19 protein-coding genes and 1 pseudogene are annotated in these 21,432 nt (G+C 56.8%); 14 read left to right on the top strand and 6 right to left on the bottom strand.

Going from position 1 to position 21,432, the window contains the following annotated elements; all coding sequences use genetic code 11:
* Nucleotides 1–12 precede the first annotated feature (12 nt).
* The gene (locus tag ACR0FB_RS17090) at nt 13–1,026 is read left to right on the top strand and encodes a calcium-binding protein (RefSeq protein WP_480621491.1); all 1,014 of its coding nucleotides are present in this window, start codon (nt 13–15) and stop codon (nt 1,024–1,026) included.
* Between the two features lie 143 nt (nt 1,027–1,169).
* Nucleotides 1,170–1,439 (top strand): 30S ribosomal protein S15, encoded by a 270-nt coding sequence (gene rpsO, locus ACR0FB_RS17085; RefSeq protein ID WP_152459381.1) that lies wholly within the window; start codon nt 1,170–1,172, stop codon nt 1,437–1,439.
* Between the two features lie 182 nt (nt 1,440–1,621).
* Here the strand turns inward: rpsO and ACR0FB_RS17080 are convergent, their stop codons facing one another.
* Nucleotides 1,622–2,374, bottom strand: a complete 753-nt coding sequence (locus ACR0FB_RS17080; RefSeq protein ID WP_171637304.1) for a class I SAM-dependent methyltransferase — start codon at nt 2,372–2,374, stop codon at nt 1,622–1,624.
* Between the two features lie 682 nt (nt 2,375–3,056).
* Here ACR0FB_RS17080 and ACR0FB_RS17075 point away from each other — a divergent pair.
* Nucleotides 3,057–3,890 (top strand): Hint domain-containing protein, encoded by an 834-nt coding sequence (locus tag ACR0FB_RS17075; protein WP_480895364.1) that lies wholly within the window; start codon nt 3,057–3,059, stop codon nt 3,888–3,890.
* A 116-nt stretch (nt 3,891–4,006) separates the two neighbouring features.
* Here ACR0FB_RS17075 and ACR0FB_RS17070 read toward each other — a convergent pair whose 3' ends face one another.
* Entirely contained in the window at nt 4,007–5,608 is a 1,602-nt protein-coding gene (locus ACR0FB_RS17070) for a BCCT family transporter (RefSeq protein WP_171637305.1), read from the bottom strand.
* A 482-nt stretch (nt 5,609–6,090) separates the two neighbouring features.
* Between ACR0FB_RS17070 and pnp the strand changes: the two genes are divergently transcribed.
* Entirely contained in the window at nt 6,091–8,241 is a 2,151-nt protein-coding gene (pnp, locus tag ACR0FB_RS17065; protein ID WP_209835219.1) for a polyribonucleotide nucleotidyltransferase, read from the top strand.
* Between the two features lie 174 nt (nt 8,242–8,415).
* Nucleotides 8,416–9,216: pseudogene (locus tag ACR0FB_RS17060) on the top strand (Hint domain-containing protein); the annotation flags it as partial.
* 214 nt (nt 9,217–9,430) lie between these two features.
* Here ACR0FB_RS17060 and ACR0FB_RS17055 read toward each other — a convergent pair.
* Nucleotides 9,431–10,066, bottom strand: a complete 636-nt coding sequence (locus ACR0FB_RS17055; RefSeq protein ID WP_171637310.1) for a DUF1326 domain-containing protein — start codon at nt 10,064–10,066, stop codon at nt 9,431–9,433.
* A 235-nt stretch (nt 10,067–10,301) separates the two neighbouring features.
* Between ACR0FB_RS17055 and ACR0FB_RS17050 the strand changes: the two genes are divergently transcribed.
* The 3 genes from ACR0FB_RS17050 to ACR0FB_RS17040 all read left to right on the top strand — a co-directional run bounded on the left by ACR0FB_RS17050 (nt 10,302) and on the right by ACR0FB_RS17040 (nt 11,927).
* Nucleotides 10,302–10,574: a PepSY domain-containing protein gene (locus ACR0FB_RS17050; protein WP_171233448.1), complete on the top strand. Its 273-nt coding sequence runs from the start codon at nt 10,302–10,304 to the stop codon at nt 10,572–10,574.
* A 23-nt stretch (nt 10,575–10,597) separates the two neighbouring features.
* Nucleotides 10,598–11,098 (top strand): helix-turn-helix transcriptional regulator, encoded by a 501-nt coding sequence (locus tag ACR0FB_RS17045; RefSeq protein ID WP_171637312.1) that lies wholly within the window; start codon nt 10,598–10,600, stop codon nt 11,096–11,098.
* A 139-nt stretch (nt 11,099–11,237) separates the two neighbouring features.
* The gene (locus ACR0FB_RS17040) at nt 11,238–11,927 is read left to right on the top strand and encodes an outer membrane protein (RefSeq protein ID WP_480621489.1); all 690 of its coding nucleotides are present in this window, start codon (nt 11,238–11,240) and stop codon (nt 11,925–11,927) included.
* Between the two features lie 227 nt (nt 11,928–12,154).
* Here the strand turns inward: ACR0FB_RS17040 and ACR0FB_RS17035 are convergent, their stop codons facing one another.
* Nucleotides 12,155–12,805, bottom strand: a complete 651-nt coding sequence (locus tag ACR0FB_RS17035; protein ID WP_171637316.1) for a peroxiredoxin — start codon at nt 12,803–12,805, stop codon at nt 12,155–12,157.
* 213 nt (nt 12,806–13,018) lie between these two features.
* On the opposite strand from ACR0FB_RS17035, the gene ACR0FB_RS17030 reads away from it, so the two are divergent.
* Nucleotides 13,019–14,458 (top strand): aldehyde dehydrogenase family protein, encoded by a 1,440-nt coding sequence (locus tag ACR0FB_RS17030; RefSeq protein WP_480621488.1) that lies wholly within the window; start codon nt 13,019–13,021, stop codon nt 14,456–14,458.
* Nucleotides 14,459–14,517: 59 nt separating this feature from the next.
* On the opposite strand, the gene ACR0FB_RS17025 is transcribed toward ACR0FB_RS17030, so the two are convergent.
* Both ACR0FB_RS17025 and ACR0FB_RS17020 read right to left on the bottom strand, forming a co-directional pair.
* Entirely contained in the window at nt 14,518–14,955 is a 438-nt protein-coding gene (locus tag ACR0FB_RS17025; RefSeq protein WP_480621487.1) for a glyoxalase superfamily protein, read from the bottom strand.
* A 174-nt stretch (nt 14,956–15,129) separates the two neighbouring features.
* A complete protein-coding gene (locus ACR0FB_RS17020; RefSeq protein ID WP_209835215.1) occupies nt 15,130–15,981 on the bottom strand; it encodes a bifunctional helix-turn-helix domain-containing protein/methylated-DNA--[protein]-cysteine S-methyltransferase in 852 nt (283 codons plus the stop codon).
* Between the two features lie 116 nt (nt 15,982–16,097).
* On the opposite strand from ACR0FB_RS17020, the gene nth reads away from it, so the two are divergent.
* The 5 genes from nth (at nt 16,098) to ACR0FB_RS16995 (ending at nt 21,308) form a co-directional block, all read left to right on the top strand.
* Nucleotides 16,098–16,742: an endonuclease III gene (gene nth, locus ACR0FB_RS17015; RefSeq protein ID WP_171637323.1), complete on the top strand. Its 645-nt coding sequence runs from the start codon at nt 16,098–16,100 to the stop codon at nt 16,740–16,742.
* Nucleotides 16,739–17,728 (top strand): adenosine kinase, encoded by a 990-nt coding sequence (locus ACR0FB_RS17010; RefSeq protein WP_171724688.1) that lies wholly within the window; start codon nt 16,739–16,741, stop codon nt 17,726–17,728. Before nth ends, ACR0FB_RS17010 begins: the two co-directional genes overlap by 4 nt.
* 339 nt (nt 17,729–18,067) lie before the next feature.
* Entirely contained in the window at nt 18,068–19,183 is a 1,116-nt protein-coding gene (locus ACR0FB_RS17005; protein WP_480621486.1) for an AI-2E family transporter, read from the top strand.
* Nucleotides 19,164–20,258: an HlyD family secretion protein gene (locus tag ACR0FB_RS17000; RefSeq protein ID WP_480621485.1), complete on the top strand. Its 1,095-nt coding sequence runs from the start codon at nt 19,164–19,166 to the stop codon at nt 20,256–20,258. The genes ACR0FB_RS17005 and ACR0FB_RS17000 overlap by 20 nt, the downstream gene beginning before the upstream one ends.
* 15 nt (nt 20,259–20,273) lie before the next feature.
* On the top strand, nt 20,274–21,308 hold the full coding sequence (locus ACR0FB_RS16995) for a hypothetical protein (protein WP_480621484.1): 1,035 nt from the start codon (nt 20,274–20,276) through the stop codon (nt 21,306–21,308).
* Nucleotides 21,309–21,432: the final 124 nt, after the last annotated feature.

Genomic DNA, 21,432 nt, shown 5'->3' with positions numbered 1-21,432 from the left:
CGGAGAGGTGTCATGTTTCTGGCCGGATTGATCGGACTCGCCGCCATCGGCGGTGCCGCATACGCGATGAGCGACATGCTGATCGAAGACGAGGACGTTTCAGAGGACGGGCCCAACGAGGACCCGGAAGCGCAACCCTACACCGGAGAGTTTCTTGAGATTGGCGAAAACGTCGAAGACCCGGTGAATCCCGACATCGAAACCCTGTCCACTGGCACCGTAATCTCTGAATTCGAAGGAGACCTGGTGATTGCCGGCAGCGATGGCCCTGACCAGATCACCGGTCTGGACGGTGTTGACCAGATCAACGGGTTTGGCGGCGATGATACCATCGACGGCGGCAAGGGCGATGACGTTCTGCACGGGGGCGAAGGTACGGACACGATTTCGGGCGGTCAGGGTGATGATGTTCTGCACGGAGAGGCGGATGACGACATTCTGTTCGGCAATGAGGGGGACGATGCCCTGTTCGGCCATTTCGGGGACGACACCCTGGATGGCGGCGAAGGCGAAGACGAACTTTATGGCGGTCAGGGCGACGATACTCTGACGGGCGGGGCGGATGATGACGCGTTGCAGGGCGGGTTCGGAGACGATGCCCTGAACGGTGGCGCAGGTGAAGATACGGTCTTTGGCGGCGACGGCGATGACTTTGTCTTTGGCATCGAAGAGGGCGCAGCCGAAAAGGACTTCCTGAATGGCGGCGCCGGTGACGACACCATTGTGGCAGGCGGCGGGGATGTGGTTAACGGTGGTCAAGGCGCCGATGACATCGTGCTGAGCCCGGGTGACGAAGACGTGACCGTCATGGGATTCCAACCCGGTGAGGACAAGCTGCTTGTCACCTGGGAGGATGAGGCCGACCCGGAGATTGAGGTGGAACCTGACGCTGAAAACGCCAATCTGACCCGGGTGATGATCAACGGTCAGGAAGTGGCGCAGGTATACGGGGCTCAAGGCATGACGGTGGCCGACATTCAATTGATCACCGAAGCGCAACTGGCCCAGTACGGGCAGATGGTCTGAGCCCGCAAATTCCCTTTGCCATTTGGTGAAAATGCGCTTATACGCGCCCATCCGCATCGGAATCGGTGCGGTTTTCTCCATGGGCCTGTGCTGGACGACATCCCGGCCTGCGCCATCAACTCTAACCTTTGAAGGAGACCCCGATGTCGATCACTGCTGAAGAAAAAGCACGCGTCATGAAAGAATTCGCAACCAAAGAGGGCGACACCGGTTCGCCTGAAGTACAGGTTGCCATCCTGACCTCGCGCATCACCACTTTGACCGAGCACTTCAAGACCCACAAGAAAGACAACCACGGTCGTCGCGGTCTGCTGAAGATGGTTGCCCAGCGCCGCAAGCTGCTGGACTACCTGAAAGGCAAAGAAGAAGCACGTTACCAGGACCTGATCAAAAAGCTGGGCATCCGCCGCTAAGCGCTTTTTTGCAGATGACCTGAAACCGGGTTTTCCGGTTCAACGCCCGCCAACCGGCGGGCGTTTTCCGTTGGATCCGCCGCAAGCGATACATCCCCCTTAACTTGCCAGAACAGCAGAGCATTCCGTGGCGATCAGGGAATGCCGCGGCCGTCAGGGATTGTCCGTTGCGGCACTTGGTTCTAAGCTTTCTGCGTGTTTTCCCAGCGCGTGGCATAGTCGCTTTGCGACACACTTGCACTTGTCTTGGTGCCGGCAACAGGTTTTCGAACCACATAATCCAGAAGGACAGGCAATCCCGGACCAAAAGTTCCCAGCGGTCGCGGACGTTTCTTTGTCTTGTTGGGATTCGTCATCTTCACCACGTCACGGGCGGCATATGGCCTTAACGGCTGCCACACACATTTCAGAGCCTCATAGTTCATGGCGTTGACCCAAAAGCCGTACACGATCTCTGGGCAAATCTGATAGAAGCCGTGATTGATCCAGTTGTTCGATGGCGAATGTGCGATAAACACACCCCCGGGCTTCAGCATCTTGTCGATGTTCCGGTATGCGGTCGGCAAGTCGAACACGTGCTCGCATGTTCCACCGTCATAGATAACGTCAAACCGACCAACCAGGTTTTCAGGCAAATCCCCCGCGAGATCCTGAACGATGCTCGCACCTTCGAAATCCGAAAAATCCAGCGAATCCACTTCCGAGAACCCAAGTTTCCGAAAGAATGTTTCCGAATATCCATCATCCGGGTTGCAAAGGTCAGCTTCGGCCACTCCGGGCAGGTATTTCTGCAAGGTTTCCCTGAACAATGCGGCGGACGCAGACCGGCGCGCACCGATCCAATCCTGCCGCCCAAGCATTAGAAAGCTACCTGACAGGTCATTGGATTTGACATCTTCGATCAGGCGCGCAGCCAGGACATCAACAATTGACACTCATTCCTCCGGGGTGGTCGACAGCAGATCGTTTTGCAGTACAAATCCTGTTCCGAGAGTTCAATGTCAACGCAATAGCAGCGCCGAAGAACACTCGACAAGGCGGGCAAGTTCCCTGTTTGGGCAAGGATGGAATCGTCCCTGCCTCAACAGTATCTTGCAGCCGTGGTGATTGGCATCTGGAAACACTCGCTGCGCCAGCCACAAGCCTTGGCACATCATCAGAACCAGCGGCTTTACCGGTATCAATTCCACACCACAGCGCCCTGCAGGGAGGCTGGACTTTCTAGTATGAACCGGAACACAAAACCGACACCACCCAATGCCCAGCTTGATTGTTAAACGCAAATGAGCTTTGTGCTAACTCAGGCTTCTACAAAATTCAGAAAATTAGATGACCAGCTTCAGCATATCAGACGGTAACAGTACCACATATGCAGATACTTCTCCCGGTGGCGGTGTCGTTATCGATTTCGATACGCTCGACAACAGCTTCAGTGCTCAAATCAACGGTGTTGACCTGTTTGTTGGCGGACCCGGATCTTCGCCCAATGAACTTCAGTTCCAGATTTCTGGAACCTCGGGGCAAACAGTTCGGTTTGCCGACGGTCAGAGATATGAAGTCAACACGCCAGCTGTTTGGCAGTTGGGGAATACAAACGGTGATCCCGTGGTCCGCCTGATGATCAATCCGGATGGGACGGTCGAACTCTACGGTGTGAAGACAAACAATGGTCCGCTTGAACCTCTAGAGCTGTTCAACGGAATGACAGTCAATACCGATGCGATTGCAGCGGCCTGGAACGACAGCGGTACCAATACTATTGAAATTGACCAGATTTTAACCGGCCCGACCAACGCAAGCGGTGAGTTTGTGGACGTTCTGTGCTTTGCATCTGGGACAATGATTGAAACACGCCACGGATCAGTGGCGGTCGAAGACCTGGAGATTTCAGATCAGGTGTTGACCTTTGACAATGGCTACAAACCTATTCGATGGATCGGTACGCGACGCCTCAGCGCTGCCGAGCTTCATGCGCAGCAAAGGCTAAGACCCATTTTGATCCGCACCGGAGCTTTAGGCGACGGATTCCCCAAACAGGACCTTGTCGTCTCACCGCAGCATCGCGTTCTTGTGTCGTCGGCAGTTGCACTGCGGATGTTCGATTGCAAGGATGTGCTGATCCCCGCAAACAAGTTGTTGCCACTGGACGGCGTGGACATTGTGCAAGACACAACTGACGGTATTGAGTATTTCCACTTGCTGTTCGATACCCATGAAATCATCTGGTCCAATGGGACACCGACAGAAAGCCTGTTTACCGGCCCCGAAGCACTCAAATCAGTCTCGGCTGACGCGCGACAAGAAATCATGGACTTGTTTCCAGAGTGCTGCGCTCCGCAGTTTCAAGCAACTTCTGCGCGTTTTATTCCGCAACGGGGCAAGCTAATGCGAAAACTGGTTCAACGGCATCAGGCAAATCGCAAACCCCTCTTGGAAAATGTTCACAGGTAAACGCCCGTGCCCATCTTTACTTGGAGTTACGAGTAACGAAGGTCCAGGATTTCTTAAATCGACCCGAAAAAACGCCCACCATGCGGCAGGCGTTTTTTGGGAATTCGGTGTATAATCTACATCTTTGCCCGCTCAGATTTCAACGCCAGCCACAGGCAGTAGCACATTATCAGAACCACCAGCGTAAAGGGGATGCCGGTTGAAACCGCCGCGCCCTGCAATGCGGAAAGACCGCCTCCCAACAGCAATGCGATGGCAACCAGGCCTTCCAAAGTGCACCAGAACACGCGCTGAACCACGGGTGCGTCCATCTTGCCGCCTGCAGTGATCGTGTCGATCACCAAAGATCCGGAATCAGACGAGGTGACGAAGAAGATCACGATCAGGACTAAGGCGATCGGGGCTACGATGCTGTACAGCGGCAGCTCCTTCAGGAAACCGAACAAGGCTCCCTCGGGGGCGTAGCTGTCGATCACGGTCGCGCGAACGCCTTCCGCTCCGCCTGCGTTCAACATGTCGATGGCAGCGCCGCCGAAGGTCGACATCCACAGGGCACAGACGGCAGTTGGCGCGAGCAGCGCACAGATTACGAACTCGCGCACTGTACGGCCCTTTGAAATGCGGGCAATGAACATCCCAACAAACGGTGACCATGCGATCCACCACGCCCAGTAGAAGGTCGTCCAACCGTGGAAATAGCTGGTGTCTTCCCGTCCGAACGGGTTCGACAGCGCGGGCAGGTGCAGCACGTAATCAGTCATCACGTTGAAATACCGCGCGATGGCGGTGCCAATGCCCGTTACAGCGATGACGAAAAGGAACAGCCCCACGGCCATGATCATATTGATCTCACTCAGCCGTTTGACGCCCGCATCCATGCCCAGCAAAACCGAGCCCAGCGCGATCAACGTAATGCCGATGATCAGCAGAACCACGACGGTGGGGCTGGGTTCGATGCCGAAGACCTCGTAAAGGCCAGCGGCAACCTGCTGAGCACCCAGACCGAGCGATGTGGTCAATCCGAACAACGTGGCAAAAACCGCCAACGTGTCGATGATATGGCCCCACCAGCCCCAGACCCGTTCACCCAGAATTGGATAGAAGGCCGAACGCAAAGTCAGGGGCAGGTTCAGATTGTAGCTGAAGATTGCCAGGCTCAGGCCGACTGCGGCGTAAACCGCCCAGCCTTCCAGCCCCCAATGGTGAATGGTACCGACGATGCCGATATACTCATTGCCAGGGACAGCGATATCGATACCCAGTGGGCGCGCATTCCCGTCTTCGGCAAAGTTATAGTAGACCGGCTCCATCACCCCGAAAAACAACAGGCCGATACCAATACCGGCGGCGAACATCATCGCGATCCATCCGGCGTAGGAATAATCAGGCGTGGCGTCCTTGCCGCCGATCCGCACACTGCCGACGGGCAGGATGATCAGTACCAGACAAAACAGGGTGATTGCATCTACCGAAAGGACCAGAAACCAATCGAACGTGCTGGTTAGCCAAGGCCGGAGCCAGCCGAAAAACGTAGCTGCGGCCTCTTGGTTGGCCAATGCGATCAGAACGAACGCAAAGATCATGATACTCGAGATCAGAAAGACCGGGTTGTGAATGTCCAAGCCAAACGGCCGGACGTTATCCTGCCCCAGTTCATATTCCGTTTCGAAGTCGTAAATCCGGGGGTCCGGATCCAGCATCTTCTTTGTTTGTGCCATTCGATTGCCCTTCTGTTCGCTGTCTGCAAACGCCAAGGTATTCGGTCGGCGGACGGGAATGAGTTAGTTAACCCCCTTGGCGCGTTTCCGTCATTTCGACCGCAGGCTTAATGGTAAGAGCTTATACTGCCTTCATATTTTTACAAAATGCATTCGACTGCAGATATGTTAGCGCTACAGATTGTTCTGTGTTCCCGTAATCCCGCTCGTGAAAAACGAACCGCGACTTGATAAGTTGATCGTTGTTCGGGCTTGAATCTTTTGCACCCGGTGGCAGCACAAGCCAGTCCCGGCATGAAACGGCCATCCGATGCAGTTTCTCTTTCCTTCCAACGCATTCTCATGTATGCGCGCGGTATCTGAGACGTTGTGCCCTGACCTCGGCACTCGAATGGAAGATAAATTGGGGTCGGCGGCAATGGGGCCGCCACGCAAAACGGGAGACCCGCAGGGGCGGGAGTGCTCCCATCTAGGATACGCATATGTTTGATGTAACGAAGAAATCGATGCAGTGGGGCGAGGAAACGCTTACACTGGAAACCGGCAAGGTTGCCCGTCAGGCTGACGGCAGCGTGATTGCCACCCTGGGCGAAACCAGCGTCATGGCCAACGTGACCTTCGCCAAGGAACAGAAGCCCGGTCAGGACTTTTTCCCGCTGACCGTGCATTACCAAGAGAAATACTATGCCGCCGGCAAGGTTCCGGGTGGCTTCTTCAAGCGCGAAGCGCGCCCGACCGAAAAAGAGACGCTGACCGCGCGTCTGATCGACCGTCCGATCCGTCCGTTGTTCGTTGACGGCTTCAAAAACGAAGTCCTGGTGATGTGTACCGTGTTGAGCCACGATCTGGTCAACGATCCCGACATCGTTGCGATGATTGCTGCTTCGGCTGCTCTGACCATCTCGGGCGCACCGTTCATGGGCCCGATCGCGGGCTGCCGCGTGGGATACACCGACGGTGAATATGTCCTGAACCCGACCGTGGACGACATGCAGGATCTGCGCCTGAACCCCGAACAGCGTCTGGACCTGGTTGTGGCCGGCACCAAAGACGCCGTGATGATGGTGGAATCGGAAGCGTACGAACTGTCCGAAGCGGAAATGCTGGGTGCGGTGAACTTTGCGCATGAGCAGATCCAACCTGTCATCGACCTGATCATCTCGCTGGCGGAAGAAGCCGCGAAAGAGCCGTTTGACTTCCAGGCGCCGGATTACTCCGAGCTTTATGCCGCCGTTAAGGCCGCCGGTGAAGAGCAGATGCGCGCCGCCTTCGCGATCACCGACAAGCAAGAGCGCACCGCCGCTGTTGCCGCCGCCCGCGAAACGATCAAAGAGGCGCTGACCGAAGAGCAGCTGGAAGACGGCAACCTCGGTTCCGCGATGAAAAAGCTGGAAGCCGGCATTCTGCGCGGCGACGTCGTCAGGGGCGGCAAGCGGATCGACGGTCGTTCGACCACCGATGTCCGCTCGATCGTTGCAGAAACCTCGATTCTGCCCCGGACCCACGGTTCTGCCCTGTTCACCCGCGGTGAAACACAGGCGCTGGCCGTGACCACGCTGGGCACCGGCGACGATGAGCAATTCATCGACGCGCTGCACGGCAACTTCAAATCGAACTTCCTGCTGCACTACAACTTCCCTCCGTATTCGGTGGGTGAAGTGGGCCGCGTTGGTTCGCCCGGCCGTCGCGAGATCGGCCACGGCAAACTGGCATGGCGCGCGCTTCAGGCGGTTCTGCCTGCGCCGACCGATTTCCCCTACACCATTCGCGTGGTGTCCGAGATCACTGAATCCAACGGCTCAAGCTCGATGGCCTCTGTCTGCGGCGGTTCGCTGTCGATGATGGATGCGGGTGTTCCGCTGAAAGCGCCAGTTGCCGGTGTGGCCATGGGTCTGATCCTGGAAGATGACGGTGAATACGCTGTTCTGACCGACATCCTGGGTGACGAAGACCACCTGGGCGACATGGACTTCAAGGTTGCGGGCACCGAAAACGGCATCACCTCGCTTCAGATGGACATCAAGGTTGCCGGCATCACGCCTCAGATCATGGAAACCGCCCTGGCACAGGCCAAGGAAGGCCGGATGCACATTCTGGGCGAGATGGGCAAAGCCCTGTCCGAGACCAACGATTTCTCGGTCCACGCCCCGCGCATCGAGACCATGAACATCCCGACCGACAAGATCCGTGAAGTGATCGGTTCAGGCGGCAAGGTCATCCGCGAGATCGTCGAGGTTTCGGGCGCCAAGGTCGACATCAACGACGATGGCGTCATCAAGATCGCCTCGCCCGACGGGGAATCGATCAAGAAGGCCTATGACATGATCTATTCGATCGTGGCAGAGCCTGAAGAAGGTCAGGTTTACACCGGCAAGGTGGTCAAGATCGTCGATTTCGGCGCCTTCGTGAACTTCTTTGGCAAGCGTGACGGTCTGGTCCACGTGTCGCAGATCGAAAACCGCCGCCTGAACCATCCGTCGGATGTTCTGAAAGAAGGTCAGGAAGTCAAAGTCAAACTGCTGGGCTTTGACGATCGCGGCAAGGTGCGCCTGTCGATGAAAGTCGTCGATCAGGAAACCGGCGAAGAGATCGTTCCGGAAAAGAAAGAAAAGAAAGAGGAAAACGCAGAGTAATCTGTCCCTCTGACAGACAGCGGAAGGCCCCGGTTTCATCCGGGGCCTTTTTGTTTGCGCGGCACAGGACGGTTAACTGCGCCGCAACTTTGGTAAATCAATTATTAACACTTATTGCGTGTATTAACTCAACCTTAAGGGGTATATTGCCGTTTTCAAGGAAGCTGTTCGACCGTGGCATCGATTACTGTTTACGAAATCAGCGCAGACCCGTTCAGCAACCGCAGTGTTGATATTACTGCTGCGTATTCGGTCGAAGTCACGGATAATGACGCCCTGCTGCAAGATCCCGACCCGGATGGCAGCTCGCAACTTGACCTCGGGTCTCTTCCCGGCTTTTCCGGCTCGACCCAGAATTTCAGTACTTTCGAAAACTACACAGGCACGGTCGATGGCGCGCCGGTCACGTTCATCCTGATCCAGTTTTCAAACCCGCGTTACATCATAGTCACTTCGGGTCAGGCCGAACTGAATGACACGATTTCAGATACCAGTTTTGCCGGCACCGCGCCGTCATCCGCGTATGACACTTTGCCTTCTTTCGTGTGTTTCACCACAGGATCTCTGATCCAGACACCGACTGGGCTGCGCAGGGTCGAGGCGCTGGAGCCCGGCGACCCGGTCATCACCGCCGGCGGCCATGCACGCCCGGTCCGCTGGATCGGCAAGCGTCGGTTGTCCGCGGCTGAGTTGCGGCGAAACACGCACCTGTCCCCTGTACGGATCAAGGCGGGCTGTTTCGGGCCGAACAGCCCAAGCCGCGATCTCGTCATTTCCCCACAGCACCGGATTGCCGTGACCTCGACCATGATGGAGCTTATGCATTGCGAGCCGGCGATGCTGGCCCCCGCAAAGGGGCTGATCAATGGGCATACCATCGTTCAGGAAACGCCCGCACATGGGGTGGAGTACATTCATATCCTCTTTGATCAGCATGAGTTGGTGAATGTCGAAGGACTCTGGTCCGAGTCCTTTTACCCCGGTGACACAAGTCTTAGGGCAATGGCACCCGCCACACGAAGCGAGCTGTTCGAACTGTTCCCGGAACTGGCCAATGGTGAAGGCTGTTACGGTTCGACCGCATTGCCGGTCCTCAAACCCTTCGAAGTCCGGGTGCTGTCGGCGGATCTGGCGGTTCCGGGCTGGAAGATCCGCCCCGATGAATCCGCGAAAGCCGCCTGACCGCAGGTCAGTGCGCGACGCCACCGGGGCCATGTTTCAACAGGTGCCACTGGCCGTAGCTGTCTTTCAGATCCAGTTTGATCGCCGCATAAGCTCGGGTCGAGGCGCTGCCGATCTCGGCAATGGTGAATTCGATCCCGCCGGGAATATCGATGCGTACACGGTGTTCGCCGCCACCATGCGGGGCCTGAATCGGGCGCCCGGTCGACTTTAGAACGTCGCCAACGGCAACGCTGGCCGTTCGTCCTTCGATATCCATCTTAAGCTCGATCGGCAGGTACAGCGTGTCGTGCACCGTCTCACACATGGCTCGGAACACGTACCAATGGGTTGCCATCTCTTCGGTTTCTTCGCCGTGAAAGACTTTTTCCAGCGCATCGCGCTGCGCCGGTGAGGCCGCGGGGTCGACGATCACCTGCATTTCACCGCCACCCTCGAATATTGGCCCGGGCCATGCATAGATCAACGCAGCCTTGGTTCCACTCAGATCCGTTTCGCCAAAATATCCGGTGGATATTTCAAGCACCTCGAAGCCGCGGCAATCGCCATGCGTCGGCAATTCCTCGAACTGGCAAGGGCAGGCATAGCCGCAGTTGCAGTTTCCGAAGCTTTCTCCCTCGACGTACCAATCTGTAAAAGCCATGGTTTTCTCCTGTTCAGGACAGTCAGAAAGCCCGACATCGTTGGTCCCATGCCCGTATGTTTCCGCAAAACAAACTAGCACAACTTGATTGCAATCTGAACCTGACGCGCGCAAACGGCTGCGAATGGCCTAAACCTTGGTTCTATTCACCCTGTTTCAACCAAAAACCAATCGCAGGGCGCCTCTGCCATCCCCAGTTCCACTGCATCGCCACAACGCAAAAAGGAGATGCGATATGGAAACCTTGAAACTGCTGACACTGACGGGATTGATCGCAACCGCACCAGTTCTTGCTTTGGCCAATGTCGGACTGGGCGACAAATTGGGCACAAGCGAAGCCGATATCCGCGCGGCGCTTGAAGCCCAGGGGTACCAGATCGAAGAGATCGAATTCGAAGGTGGGAAGATCGAGGTTGAACTCACCAAGGATGGCGTGGAAACTGAACTGGTTCTGTCTGACACGGACGGGGTGGTGACAGCCATCGAGCTCGAAGAGGACGACGACTGAACCCGCAACGTCCATGGGGCCGCATGAAAGTTACTCAAACGTCTTTGCTCTGGCTTCTTCTGGTGGTGCAGGCCCTCTGCGCCGCCTTTTTCATGACGGATGCGCTGCTGGATTGGACAGGCGGCGACGGCGCGGGATTTCGTCACCTTCATTCGTTCGAGCTGTTTTTGTCGCTGGCGCTTGTCGGCGGCCTGAGCGCCACGATCGCCCTGATCCGTTCCCAGTCCAGACGGGTGCGCGACATGCAGCGGCAACTGCAAGTGGCGCAAGGGGCTTTTGCCCAGGTCATCGAAACCCAGTTCAGCGCTTGGCAGCTTAGTGAGGCTGAGCGTGACGTTGCCATGCTGACGATCAAGGGGCTTTCCATCGCGGAAATCGCCGGAATGCGACAGACGAAAGAAGGGACGATCAAGGCCCAAAGCGCTGCGGTCTATCGAAAGGCGGGCGTTTCCAGCAGGGTGCAGTTGCTCAGTTTCTTTGTCGACGAACTCCTGTCAGAACCGTTGGTCAGGGATGTGCCCTGAAACAGTGGCAGAGCCTCGTGCCTATTCACTCACACATTCCTAAAAACCTGTGAAACGAAGTGAAGGCCCGGCGCCTTTCTTTTTGGGCCAGCCTCGTCCACATCCATGGCATGCGGACTTTGGAACACTGGAGATGGTTATGTTCACGCGCCTCATTCTCGCCTCTTCGGCTCTGGCGATCAGCGCAACGGCGCTTGCCGCGCAGAGCCTGGGCGACGGCACCTATATTCACGGCTTCATCGGCTACAGCCAGCTACAGGACAGCGATTTCACCGGGACGATCGGTGGCGCGACGCAATCGGTCGATACCGAATTCGACGCAGGTTTCGGACTGGGCCTCGCGGTAGGCAAGGAAATCCCGCAATGGTCCAACGATATCATCGGAACGCGGATCGAGCTGGAACTGTCATATCGCGACAGTGACGTGGATGGTGTAAACTTTACCGGCAATGGTCCGGGGCCCGAGGGCAATATCTCGGGCGACGTCACGCAGACCTCGTTATTTGCCAATCTGCTGTTCGATTTCAAACAGGCCGGCGCGCTGACACCGTTTGCCGGGTTTGGGCTGGGTGCCACCTATTCGAATCTGGATTTTTCTTACGGGCCGGGTGTGGCGCTGGACGACACCGACACCACCTTGGCCGCCCAGCTGATCGCCGGTGTGGCATATGACATCAACCCGTCGACAGCGTTCACGATTGACGCCCGTTACGCCCGCGCCTTTGATGTTTCGTCGCAGCGCCTGGCCCCCAACGGAGCTTTGACCGGCAACGTAGAGAACGATCTGGATACTTTCAGCATCAATTTCGGACTTCGCCATAATTTCTGATTGCTTCGGGTGTCAGGTTTCTCTCCGGTTTCCTGCACCTCTTTGCCCTCGCGCCTCAGGCGCGGGGGCACCCGGAAAACCCCGAAAAATGCAGTACGCGCAGGACATTTCGGTGGTTGCTCGACCTGCAACAACCGCCTGCTTCATCTGGCTAAAAATATCCTCGGGGGGAATCGTGCCTGCGGGCACGATGGGGGGCAGACAGCCCCCCTGACCCGGCAACCGGCTTACGACGGCGCTTTGGTCTTGCGCAGATAGGGGAAGATCGTTTCGAACTCGCCAAACTTGGCCTTGGCGTCTTCGTTCGACACGGTTGGCGGGATGATCACGTCTTCGCCCGGCACCCAGTTGGCAGGTGTCGCAACGCCCTTGGCCGACATCTGCAAACCGTCAAGCGCGCGCAGAATTTCGGCAAAGTTCCTGCCCACGGTCATCGGGTAGGTCATCGACAGCTTCAGCTGCTTGTCCGGTCCGATGATAAAGACGGAACGCACCGTGGCACTGTCAGCCGGTGTACGGCCGTCGGGCAGATATGCTTCGGCGGGCAGCATGTCGAAAGCCTTGGACACAGCCAGACCGTCGTCGGCGATGATCGGAAAGCCGGGTTCGGCCTTGCCGTATTCCTCAATGTCCTTCTTCCACTTTTTGTGGTCTTCGACACCATCGACCGATACGCCGATCACCTTGGTGTTGCGCGCGGCCCATTCGTCATTCAACTGCGCAACGGCCGAAAACTCGGTGGTGCAAACAGGTGTAAAATCCTTTGGGTGCGAGAACAGAATGGCCCAGCTATCGCCAATCCAGTCGTGAAACTGAATGGTGCCCTGATCCGTTTCTGCCGTGAAATTCGGAACGGTGTCGTTGATACGCAAACCCATGGGGCATCTCCTTCTCTGTGAAAAACCTGAATCGGTTGTTTGGAACCTAATCACTTTGTGTGCAGGTTAAACCGTCCATCGCGCTTGAGGATACGGATTTCGTGGGCATTGCCAGAAAATAATTTGATCAAATTCACTATTGCTCAGCCTGTGCATGGGTGACAGAGTGGCCCCGAACAGCCGATTTCAGGCAGACCTTCAGGAAGGCTCAGGATGATCGAAAAGCGGGATTTCTATATTAATGGTCAGTGGGTGGCCCCATCGCAGCCCAATGACTTCGAGGTCATCAACCCGTCAACCGAAGACCCCTGCGCCGTGATCTCGCTTGGCGCCGAAGCCGACACGAATGCGGCCGTTGCCGCGGCCAAGGCCGCCCTGCCGGGCTGGATGGCCACGCCAGTGGAAACCCGCATCGCGCTGGTGGAAAAACTGGTCGAACTCTATGCAGCCCGGGCAGAGGATCTGGCGCAGGCGATGTCGCTGGAAATGGGCGCCCCGATCGATCTGGCGCGCTCGGCGCAGGCGGGTGCCGGCATCTATCACCTGAAGAACTTCATCCGCGCCGCCAGGTCGTTTGAATTTGAACGCCCGCTGGGGGATCATGCGCCGAATGATCGCATCATTTACGAGGCGGTAGGCGTTGCCGCTTTGATCACGCCGTGGAACTGGCCGATGAACCAGATCACGCTCAAGGTTGGGGCTGCTGCGATTGCGGGCTGCACCATGGTGCTGAAACCGTCGGAACAAAGCCCGCTGAACGCGATGATCTTTGCCGAGATGATGGGCGAGGCAGGCTTCCCGCCCGGTGTGTTCAATCTGGTCAACGGCGACGGCGCGGGGGTTGGTTCGCAACTTTCGGGCCATCCGGATGTAGACATGGTCAGCTTCACCGGCTCGACCCGCGCAGGCACCGCGATTTCCAAAAATGCGGCTGATACCCTCAAGAAAGTACATCTTGAGCTAGGAGGCAAAGGGGCCAACGTCATCTTTGAGGACGCGGACGAAAAAGCGGTCAAGCGTGGGGTGCTGCACATGATGCAAAACACCGGCCAAAGCTGCAACGCCCCCAGTCGGATGCTGGTGCAGCGCCCGATCTATGACAAGGCTGTGGAAACCGCGGCCGAGGTCGCAAACATGGTCAAGGTTGGCCCTGCCTCAGAGGAAGGCCGCCATATCGGACCGGTGGTGAATGAAGTTCAGTGGACCAAGATTCAGGACCTGATCCAGAAGGGCATCGATGAAGGGGCGCGGCTGGTCGCAGGCGGCACCGGACGGCCAGAGGGGCTGAACAAGGGCTACTATGTCCGCCCCACGGTCTTTGCCGATGCAAACAACCAGATGACCATCGCCCGCGAAGAAATCTTTGGCCCGGTTCTGACCATGATCCCCTTCGACACCGAAGAAGAGGCTGTCGAAATCGCCAATGATACACCCTATGGCCTGACCAACTATGTTCAGACGCAGGACGGCGCGCGTGCCAATCGCATGGCGCGGGCGCTGCGGTCGGGCATGGTCGAAATGAACGGACAATCGCGCAGCGCGGGCTCACCGTTCGGCGGCATGAAGCAATCCGGCAACGGGCGTGAAGGCGGCGTCTTTGGGCTTGAGGACTTCCTCGAGATCAAAGCTGTCGGTGGTTGGGCGGCAGAGTAACTTACCTGCAAAGCAGACAGATCGGGCGGGGCAACGCGGTTGGCCCCGCCCGCAACCCCCTATAGGGGCCGCACCACAAGCCGGGGTACGCCATCGGACGTGCGGCGCTGGGATTGACCGTCCCACCCAATCTCGCCGGTGACGCGCTGTCGAAATGCAGAAAAGCTGTCAAAGCGCACCACATCGACCGGCGTATCGAAATGCAGGGTCACTCGGCGACGCGCGCCATCGCCAAGCATGGTCAGACCGCGAATTTCGGCCGTGAACGCCTGACCCAGATAGCGCCCTTCGACCCGATCACCCACGCGCAGATGCATCCGGTTTCCGGCCATTGCGTGCAAGGTGTTCCAGTCTCGAACGCCATGCTGATGGGCCAACAGTTCCAATGCCGCACTGTGCGACAGCGAAACGCCCTTCGTTTTCAAGTCTTCCCGCAGGCGTTTCGCCTGCGCTTTCAGCTCTTCAACCGGAGCAACGGTTTGGGATCGTATCATCATGTGCCTCGTGTCCTTGAACCGGCGCGAAGTCAGGACGGGGCTCGCATTTCCATCCGCGCGCCGGGAAAGGGCAACAGATGCTTTTCAAACCGGGTTTCACCAAAGCCAATGGCCGCGAACGGCAGGGGACCCGAACCTGAGGTGCCTTTTGGCAGCGGCCGGGCCGTCTGTCAATCAGGCGTCTGCCTGCGCCGCCTCATAGGCCAGCATGGCACGCTTGACAGGCAAGCCCCAGTGATAGCCCCCCAGACCACCTGATTTGCGCAATGCCCGATGGCAGGGGATCAACCAACTGACCGGGTTGCGGCCAACTGCCGTTCCCACGGCGCGAACGGCTTGCGGCGAGCCGACTCGCTGGGCGATCTCGGAATAGGTCGTGACCTGCCCGGACGGGATATGCATCAGCGCTTCCCACACCTTGATTTGCAAAGGTGATCCGATCAGGAAAACCGGTGTCGGCTCCAACCGGTCGCTGGCAGCGCCAAAAGCACTCAGCGCCCAAGGACGCAGACGCATCGGATCTTCGACAAACGTCGCCTTGGGCCAGCGCGAGATCATGTCTTCCATCGCGGCCTCTTCGCCGGTCTCGGCGCCGAAGGCAATGCCGCAGATGCCCTTGTCGGTCCCCATGACCAGCGCAGGGCCAAAGGGGCATTCGAACCACCCCCAATAGATCGTTAGACCTTCGCCTTTGCGGGCATATTCGCCGGGGCTCATGGATTCCCACGTCAGGAACAGGTCATGCAGACGTCCGCTGCCGGACAGGCCCACATTGTGGGCCGTTTCCAATGTCGTAAACCGTTCACGCAACAATGCCTTCGCATGGCCCAGCGTCAGGTATTGTTGATACCGTTTCGGTGACACTCCGGTCCAACGCGAGAACAAACGCTGGAAATGGGCCGGGCTCATATCCATCTGGCGTGCCAGTTCATCAAGGCTCAGGCCTTCACCACCCTGATCGATCAACTCGATTGCCCGGCGCATGACGTTGTAATGATAACCGCTTTCTGGGGTCTGGACGTTCATGGTTCCACCTCATCATCTGACAAAACCATAGCGCGCTGGCCACGCTGTCGCGACCCGGAACTTGCGCATTGGCTTTGTGCTTGTGTCAGGGCGCGGTGGACGGCATTAAGGCCCGGATGGCAAAGCAACTCGACTATCATACGATCCGCGAGATTTTCACGCGCTTTCAAAAGGCCGACCCGGAACCCAAGGGCGAGCTGGAGCATGTGAACGTCTATACTCTGGTCGTCGCCGTGGCCCTTTCGGCGCAGGCCACGGATGCGGGTGTCAACAAAGCGACGCGCGACCTGTTCAAGATCGCCGACACGCCGCAAAAGATGCTGGATCTGGGCGAGGACGGCCTGATCGAGCACATCAAGACCATTGGCTTGTTCCGCCAGAAGGCCAAGAACGTCATCAAGCTCAGCCGTATCCTGGTTGACGAATATGGCGGCGAGGTTCCCAATTCCCGGGCTGCCCTGCAATCCCTTCCGGGTGTGGGCCGCAAGACGGCCAACGTGGTTTTGAACATGTGGTGGCGGCAACCGGCGCAGGCGGTGGACACCCATATCTTTCGCGTCGGCAACCGCACCGGTATTTGCCCCGGCAAGGATGTGGACACGGTCGAACGCGCCATCGAAGACAATATTCCCGCTGACTTTCAACTTCATGCGCATCACTGGCTGATCCTGCATGGCCGGTACCACTGCAAGGCGCGCAAGCCGCAATGCCCGACCTGCATCATCCGTGATCTCTGCCAATTCGAGGACAAAACCCTATGAAGACTTATCAACTGACCGGCATCGGAAATGCCGTTGTGGACGTGATTTCCCAGGCCGATGACAGCTTTCTGGAGCTGATGGGCATCGAAAAAGGCATCATGCAGTTGATCGAACAGGAACGCGGCGAGGTGCTGTACGCCTCGATGGAAAGCCGAGTTCAAACGCCGGGCGGCTCGGTGGCCAATACCATTGCGGGCGCAGGCGCGCTTGGGTTGGATGCAGCATTCATCGGCCGGGTACACGATGACGCTCTGGGCCGGTTCTATGCAGATGCGATGAATGAAGATGGCGTCGACTTCGTGAACCCGCCTGTTCCGGGTGGCGAATTGCCGACGTCACGCTCGATGATCTTTGTCTCGCCAGATGGTGAGCGGTCAATGAACACCTATCTGGGCATTTCCTCGGAACTGTCGTCTCAGGACGTTTCGGATGAGGTCGCTGGAAACAGCCAGATCATGTTCCTTGAGGGATACCTGTTCGACAAAGAGAAGGGCAAGGCGGCATTCCTTGAGGCCGCACGTGCCTGTCACAAGGGTGGCGGCAAGGCCGGGATCGCCATTTCCGACCCATTCTGTGTGGAACGGCATCGGGTGGATTTCCTGCTGCTGATTGAAAACGAGCTGGATTTCGTGATCGGCAACGAGGCCGAGATCAAATCCCTGTTCGAAACCGACGACCTGGAAGAGGCGCTGCGGCGCACGTCGGCGATCTGCCCGCTGGTGGTCTGCACCCGGTCGGGCGACGGGGTGACGGTTATGAACGGCGACGCTCGCATTGACGTACCGGTCGAGAAAGTCGTCCCCGTTGATGCAACAGGTGCGGGCGACCAGTTTGCCGCCGGGTTCCTGTTTGGCATGGCAACCGGCCGCGATTTCGAGACCTGCGCCCGTATTGGCAATGTCTGCGCCCGCGAGGTCATCAGCCATATCGGCCCGAGACCCGAGGCGGATATGCTGGAATTGCTGCGGGAGGAAGGGCTGCTTTGAGCCCATTCGAGACCTTCGTAGATATCGCAGCATCAGTCAGAAACGGCGGAAAGAGGACCTTCTCTGTGGGGCACAGCAATGTCCCTATCTCAAAAAAGAAGTTTAACATGAACGCGAAACCTAGTTGTTTCGTCCTAGAGTTTGGACTTTGAACGTTCCATTTACTCAACCCGATCAAGTGGCTCCTAAACACCAGAGAAAAAACCTTGAAATTTCTGAAGGTTTTCTTGAGTTTGGGTCTACAGCAATTTGAAGTGACGTGACGGCCAAGCCTCGGAATAGGTAAGCCGAAACTAAAACGCCACCGACAAATTGCTTTTTTTGTAAGGAGACGCGCGCATGAATGGATCTACTGAAGACCTCAGCAAGGCCCTAACAGACGCCTTCACAGCTTCCCTCATACGGTTCGCCTTAATTGCCTTTGTGCTCTTGGTGTGCACGTGGGTCTTTGCTCCATTTTTGCCAATCATGCTTTGGGGGATTGTGCTTGCGGTCGCGCTCTACCCAGCTCACAAAGCCCTCAAAAAAAGGTTTGGGTGGTCGCCTGGGCGCACGGCCACGGTGATCGTTTTGATAGGCATCGCCCTCATCGGCGTTCCGACTTGGGCCATTGGCAACGCATTTGCGGTGAGAACTCTTGAGGCCTATTCGGCATACGAGGCGGGGACCCTGTCCGTTCCTGCCGCAAATCCCGCCGTGGCTGAGTGGCCGTTGATTGGGAAAGATCTGCACGCGGCGTGGGTCGCCGCCGCCGCCGACCTTCCCGATTTTTTGGAAAAAAAACAGCCACAACTGAGCAAATTCGCTTCCTGGGTGCTTTCTATGGCCTCCAGCACGGCGGGCAGCGTGTTTCAACTCATAGGTGCTCTGATCATTGCCGGTATCATGTTGGCGTGGGCAGAAGCCGGCACCAAATCGATCCGGCGCATTTTGATAGGGTTGTCCGATGCCAAACTCGGCCCAGAGTTACATGAACTCGCAACTAAAACCATACGCCAAGTTGCTATTGGGATCATTGGCATTGCCTTTGTCACGGCCATAGCGTTTGGAATCGTCATGTTCATTGCAGGTGTGCCTGCCGCGCCGTTGTTGACCATTGTCGCTCTTATGCTGGCTATAATGCAGGTTCCGGTCACACTCGTCGCACTCGTTGCCGCTGGGCTACTTTGGGCGGGGGATAATTCTGTTCCTTGGAATGTGACCTTCACGATCCTTCTTTTGGCGGCGAGCCTGACTGACAACTTCCTCAAACCGTTGGTGTTGGGGCGTGGGTTGGATGTGCCGATGCCAGTTGTTCTTATCGGCGCCATTGGCGGCATGATGGCCGGCGGCATTCTCGGCATGTTTATCGGCGCGGCGTTCCTGTCGGCCGGATATCAAGTGTTTATGAAATGGGTCGATTCCGAAAACCAACCCGCTGACACAGGGGTGGCCAATGACGCAGGAGCAGGCTGACAAATCCACAAATCGCACCACGGCCTTCGTTTTGGCCGTTCTTGCTCTGCTGTTTGTCTGGTATTTGGTCGCGGACCGGGTGACCCCATATACGTCTTCTGGCCGCGTCAAGATGTTCACCGTTCCAGTGGTGTCTGACGTATCGGGATTTGTGGTTGAGGTGCCAGTATCTCAGAATGCTCTTGTTGAGGCTGGCCAAACATTGCTGCAACTCGAAACCACGCGGTTTGAAACAGCTGTAGAAGTGGCGGAAGCGGCTCTGGATGCAGCGGGTCAGAGTCTGGGCGCAAATACGGCCAATGTAGCCACTGCGACAGCTGGGTTGACTAAGGCGCGATCGCAACTGGAAGAGGTGCGCACCCAGGCGGCACGTATTTTTGAACTGGAGCAGAAAGGTGTCTACGCCAAGGCCCGGGGGGATCAAGCCCGCGCTGAGATCGAAAAAGCAGAGGCCGATGTTTTAGCAGCCGAAGCTGAACTGACTCGCAGCCGGGAGCAGCTTGGACCAAAGGACGCGGACAATCCGCAGATCCGTCAAGCGGTTGCTGCCTTGGCAGAAGCGCAACTCAACCTGGAACGCACCCAAATTCGAGCGCCTATGAAATCCGTTGTCGGAAATCTGCAAATTGACGCCGGATTTTACGTGAGTGGCGGAAAGCCCGTGATGACGCTGATCTCTGGTGATGAAGTCTGGATCGAGGCCAATCTCTCAGAAAACAATCTGTCCAACGTCAAACAGGGGGATCATGTTTCGATTGCCTTTGACGCTTTCCCCGGGCAGCTATTCGAAGGTCAAATCCGCAGCGTTGCTGTTGGTGTTTCAACTGGAGAGCAAGCCAGCCTCGGCGCCCTGCCTGTGCCGGAGGAAACAACTGGTTGGCTGCGGTCTGCTCAGATGTATCCCGTGATCATCGAAACCACAAACTACGAGCTTGCTGAAGGAATTAGACAAGGTGCCGCTTTGCGCCTCAATGCACGTGCAAACGTTATGGTATTCACACGGGAGAGTGGTTTTTGGAATGCCTTGGGGGCGCTGTGGATCCGGCTAGTGAGCTGGTCGCTCTATCTCTATTGATTGGGAACGTCCTGGATGACGCATGACAGAGAGAGGCAGGTTAGCGTTTACAGGCTGGCGTGGCGCCTTACGTTTGGGGTGGGCGCCGCTTTTGTGATTTCGCAGGTTTGGCCTTGGCCACTCAGCTATGTGATGCCCGTCTTTGTCGCGTTGTTACTGCAAGAACCACATCCAATGTCCTATCGGGCTGGGCTCGGCGCGGTCGGGCTAGCCTGCTTTTTTATGGCGCTTGGCTATGGCATTGCAGTGCTGCTTACACCATTTCCTGTGCTTTTTCTGGCCGCTGCACTCTTCCTTTTGAGAAGCCTTTATATGTTTATGCTGACATCGGGTGCGCCAATGTTGGCCGTTGTCGGCGGTATTATCGGCGCTCTGGTAATACCGGTACTGGTCCCCAATCTGCCAGACGTCGCGCGAAGCGTCACAATTGGACTGATGTTTAATACGTTGGTCGCGTTCCTGATTACGCAAATTGCCTTTCTTTTGGTGCCACCACTTCCAAACACGCCTGAAGAGGCAAATCCGTTGCCCAGTCGTGATGTAGCGGGATCAATGGCATGGAAGCTCGTCGTTGCTGTCGGGCCAATAATGACGTTCTTTTTGCTCTATGGGTTGACCGACATTCTACTGCTCAGCGTCGCGGCGATGATTGCTTTGTCCATGGGTGCAAAAGGTGGCTGGGCCATGGGAATGGGGCTAGTGATTGCCAACTTGGCTTATGGCGGGGTCGCGATGCTGGTGTTTTATGAAGTGACGGTGATCGCCCCAGTCTTACCCATTTTTCTGATCACAAGTTTCCTTGCGATCTGGTTTTTTTCTTCCCGAATTGCCGAAGGAACGGCTAATTCTGCGACGTGGTCAAGCGCGCTCACTGGCTTTCTGATTCTTTCTGGCAGCATCATATTGGCAACCGAAGCCGATGCGGGGGAGAAGTTCGTCACCCGCGTCTCACAGCTCCTCGCAGCAGCGCTCTATGTTACTCTGGCCTTCCAGACGGTCGATCTGTTTTCGAGCGTTTTTGGAAGAAAATTCGGCAAAAGTATCAGCTGAAAACACAGGAGCTGGCAATTTGAAAGGGCAGATTTAGTCCGTGATTTGTACAGCTTTTCACTGTTTGACCATCTGTAGTGCTTTCAAGTTACCGCTCAGATCAATCTTCTCGAGCTGTTCTGAT

Source organism: Ruegeria sp. P10 (assembly GCF_056534925.1).
This window is presented reverse-complemented; position numbering and strand designations above follow the sequence as displayed.